Source organism: Plastoroseomonas hellenica, from assembly GCF_018129085.1.
Classification (GTDB): domain Bacteria; phylum Pseudomonadota; class Alphaproteobacteria; order Acetobacterales; family Acetobacteraceae; genus Plastoroseomonas; species Plastoroseomonas hellenica.
Map to the genome: position 1 here is coordinate 1 of NZ_JAAGBB010000124.1, position 3,407 is coordinate 3,407.

At 72.9% G+C, this 3,407-nt stretch carries 3 protein-coding genes and 1 pseudogene; 1 reads left to right on the top strand and 3 read right to left on the bottom strand.

Annotated features, from left to right (window positions below):
• The coding region (locus GXW71_RS34280; protein WP_211858540.1) for a mechanosensitive ion channel domain-containing protein at window positions 1-2,068 on the top strand (2,068 nt) is incomplete at its 5' end.
• A gap of 10 nt (window positions 2,069-2,078) precedes the next feature.
• Here GXW71_RS34280 and GXW71_RS34285 read toward each other — a convergent pair.
• The 3 genes and pseudogenes from GXW71_RS34285 to GXW71_RS34295 all read right to left on the bottom strand — a co-directional run.
• Entirely contained in the window at window positions 2,079-2,378 is a 300-nt protein-coding gene (locus GXW71_RS34285; RefSeq protein ID WP_246527152.1) for an AzlD family protein, read from the bottom strand.
• A complete protein-coding gene (locus GXW71_RS34290; protein ID WP_367617426.1) occupies window positions 2,375-3,112 on the bottom strand; it encodes an AzlC family ABC transporter permease in 738 nt (245 codons plus the stop codon). Before GXW71_RS34290 ends, GXW71_RS34285 begins: the two co-directional genes overlap by 4 nt.
• Window positions 3,109-3,407, bottom strand: a pseudogene (locus GXW71_RS34295) (regulatory protein RecX); the annotation flags it as partial. The gene GXW71_RS34290 and the pseudogene GXW71_RS34295, both read right to left, overlap by 4 nt.

Sequence of the window (3,407 nt, forward strand, 5' to 3'; positions counted from 1 at the left end):
AGCCGCCGAGCCCGCCGCCCCGGCGCCTGCGCCCGCCGCGGCCCTCCCGCCCGCGCCGCCTTCCCCGGCCAACGACCTGCTGGCGCCCAACACCCTCGGCGCCCAGCTCCTGATGGGGGCCTCGCAGCGGCTCTCCGCGCTGTCGGACCAGCTCGTCGCCGCGGTGCAGGCACTGACCGACATCCCCGCCATGGCGCGCTGGGCGTCGGCCGTTGCGCGCGATCCCGTCACCCAGCGCCGGGTGCTCGATGCCGGCTGGAAGCTGGTGCTGATCTTCGGCCTCGGCCTGCTCGCCGAATGGCTGGCGCATCGGGCACTCAGGCGGCCGCGCGACGCGCTCGACGCCATGGCGCCGGTCTCCGGCGGGAACTGGCGCTGGCTGCGGCGCATCCCTCTGGTCATCGCCCGCCTCGGCCTCGACCTGGTGCCGGTCGGCGCCTTCGCCATCGTCTCCTACGGGCTGATCAGCGCCGTGAACCCGCTGCCGACGACGCAGCTCGTCATCCTCACGGTGAACAACGCCTACATGGTCTCCCGCGCGGTGATGGCGTCCTCCCGCATGCTGCTCTCCCCGGCCTCGGCGCCGCTCCGGCTGCTGCCGGTCGCCGACGAGACCGCGGCCTACATCACCGTCTGGCTGCGCCGCATCACCCTCGTCATCGTCTTCGGCTACGCGATGGCCGAAGCCGGGCTGCTGTTCGGCCTGCCCTGGTCCGCCTACGACTTCATCACCCGCGTCTGCCTGCTGGTGGTCACCCTCTTCCTGATCATCGTCATCCTGCAGAACCGCCAGGCCATCGCCGACGTCCTGCGCGCACCGGAACTGCCGGAGACCCAACGCCCAGCCGCGGGACGGCGCTTCGCCCGCTCCGCGCGGGACCGGCTGGCCGAGGTCTGGCACATCCTGGCGATCCTCTGGCTGCTCGCCGCCTGGGGCGTCTGGGCGCTGCAGGTCCGCGAAGGCTTCGAACGCCTGACCCGCGTCTCTCTGCTGACAGTCGTCATCCTGGTCGCGGCCAAGCTGATCGACGTGGTGGCGCGGCGCGCGATCCAGCGCGGCTTCCGCGTCGGCCCCGACCTCGCCGGCCGCTATCCCGGCCTCGAAGCCCGCGCCAACCGCTATTTGCCGGCGCTGAAAGGCATTGTCACCGCGATCGTCACGATCCTGGCCGGCCTGCTGCTGCTGGAAGCCTGGGGCCTCGATTCCTTCTCCTGGTTCGCGCAGGGCCAGCTCGGCAACCGCCTGGTCAGCTCCCTTGTCTCGATCGGCTTCACCGTCTTCCTCGCGGTCCTGGTCTGGGAAGTGGTGAACGCCGCGATCGCCCGCCACCTGCAGCGCCTGGCGCGCGACGCACAGGCGGCCCGCTCCGCCCGGGTGCGCACGCTGTTGCCGATGCTGCGCACCGCGCTCCTCGTCTTCATCCTGGTCTTCGTCGCGCTGAACGCGCTGTCCGAGATCGGCGTCAACGTCGCCCCCCTGCTGGCCGGCGCCGGCGTCATCGGCCTCGCCATCGGCTTCGGCAGCCAGAAGCTGGTACAGGACGTCATCACCGGCATCTTCCTGCTGTTCGAAGATGCGGTCGCGGTCGGCGACGTGGTGCAGTTGGGGGGCCTCACCGGCGTCGTCGAGCAGCTCTCCATCCGCTCCATCAAGCTCCGCGCCCTCGACGGCGCCGTGCACATCATCCCCTTCAGCGCGGTGACCACCGTCACCAACAACACCCGCGACTTCGCCTTCGCCGTGCTCGACATCGCGCTCGCCTATGGCCAGGACCTCGACAGCGTCACCACGGTGCTGAAGGACATCGTCACCGAAATGCGCGGCGAGGGCCGCTGGCGCACCGCTATCCGCGACGACATGGACATCATGGGTGTCGATAAGCTGGCCGAAGGCGGCCTCACGCTGCGCTGCCGCGTGAAGACCGACCCGACCCAGCGCTGGCCCGTGCAGCGCGAGCTCAACCGCCGTATCGAACGCAGCTTCGGCGCCAACGGCATCCTCATGTACCCGCTCGCCGCCCCCGCCCCCGCCCCCGCCCCGGCGCCCGCAAGCGCGGCGGCGGGGTAAAGGACCGCCCTCACCCCAGCATCTGCAGCCCTGCCATCGCCAGCGCGCCAGCGAGGATGGCGGCGGCGAGGTTGCCGGTGGCGTATTGGGCGGCCATCACGGCGATGGCGGCGATCCAGCCGAAGGCGCCCCATTGCGCGAGGGAGGGGGCCACATAGGCGCAGAAGAGGGGCCCCGGCAGGTGTTGCAGCATGCGTTCCACGAAGCGCGGGGCGCGGACGGCGCGGAGGATGGCGTAGCCGCCGGCGCGGCAGGCATAGGTGACGATCGCCATGGCGAGGATGGCGGCGAGGACGTCGGGGCGGATCATCGGAGCGCGCCCTTCGCGCGACGTTCGTCCAGCGCGGCGCCGAGGGTGGCGCCGGCGAGCGCGCCGGCGATCAGCGGCCAGGGCGGACCGGCACCCAGCCGCCAGAGCAGCAGCGCGACGGCGCCGGCGGCGAGCCAGGGCAGCAGGTCGCGGCGGACGCCTTTCCAGAGCGGCACCAGGATCGCGCAGAAGGTGGCGGTCGCGGTGAAATAGAGGGGATGGCCGGGCGCGAGCCGCACCATGGTGCCCATCACATAGCCGATGCCGACGGAGACCATCCAGAAGAGCCAGAGGCAGGCGCCGACGCCGAGGAGGTAGCCTGCGTCGCGGCCGCCGCGCTGCTGATCGGCGACCGCCAGCGCGTAGGAGTGGTCGACCAGCGTCGCGAGCGTGCCCCAGAGCCGCCAGCCGCGCAGCCGGTCGAGCCAGGGGGCCAGCGCCGCGCCCATCGGGGCCATGCGGATATTGACCGCGAAGGCCGCGATCGCCGCACCGAGCACCGGCGCCGGATCGGCCCAGAGGTCGAGGGCCAGGAGCTGGGCGGAGCCGGCGAAGACCAGGGCGCACATCAGCAGGGTCTCGGCGAGGCTGAGCCCGCGGGCATCGGAGATGACGCCGACCACCAGGCCGAAGGGCACGGTGCCGATGACCAGCGGCAGGGCCTGGCGGGCGCCGCGCAGGATGCCGGTGCGGGTGAAGATGATGCCGCTGGGGCGGCCGGAGGCGCCGCTCACGCCTGGCGCCGGGCGATCAGCCGCGCCTCCGCTTCCTCCGCGTCCATGTCGAGGGCGCGTTTGGCGATCGCGTGCGGGAATCCGCCGCGGGCCAGCGCCGCGAGCGCCTTGAGGCGCATGGCGGCGTCTTCCGGCGCGCGGGCGAAGGGGCCGACGCGGCGGCGGCGGCATTGCGCCAGCGCGGCGTCGAGCTCGGCCTCGGGGTCCTCGGGCAGCGCGGCCTCGGCCGTGTCGGCATCGACGCCCTTGGCGGCGAGATGGGCGCCGATCGCGCGGCGGGAGCGACCGGCGCGGG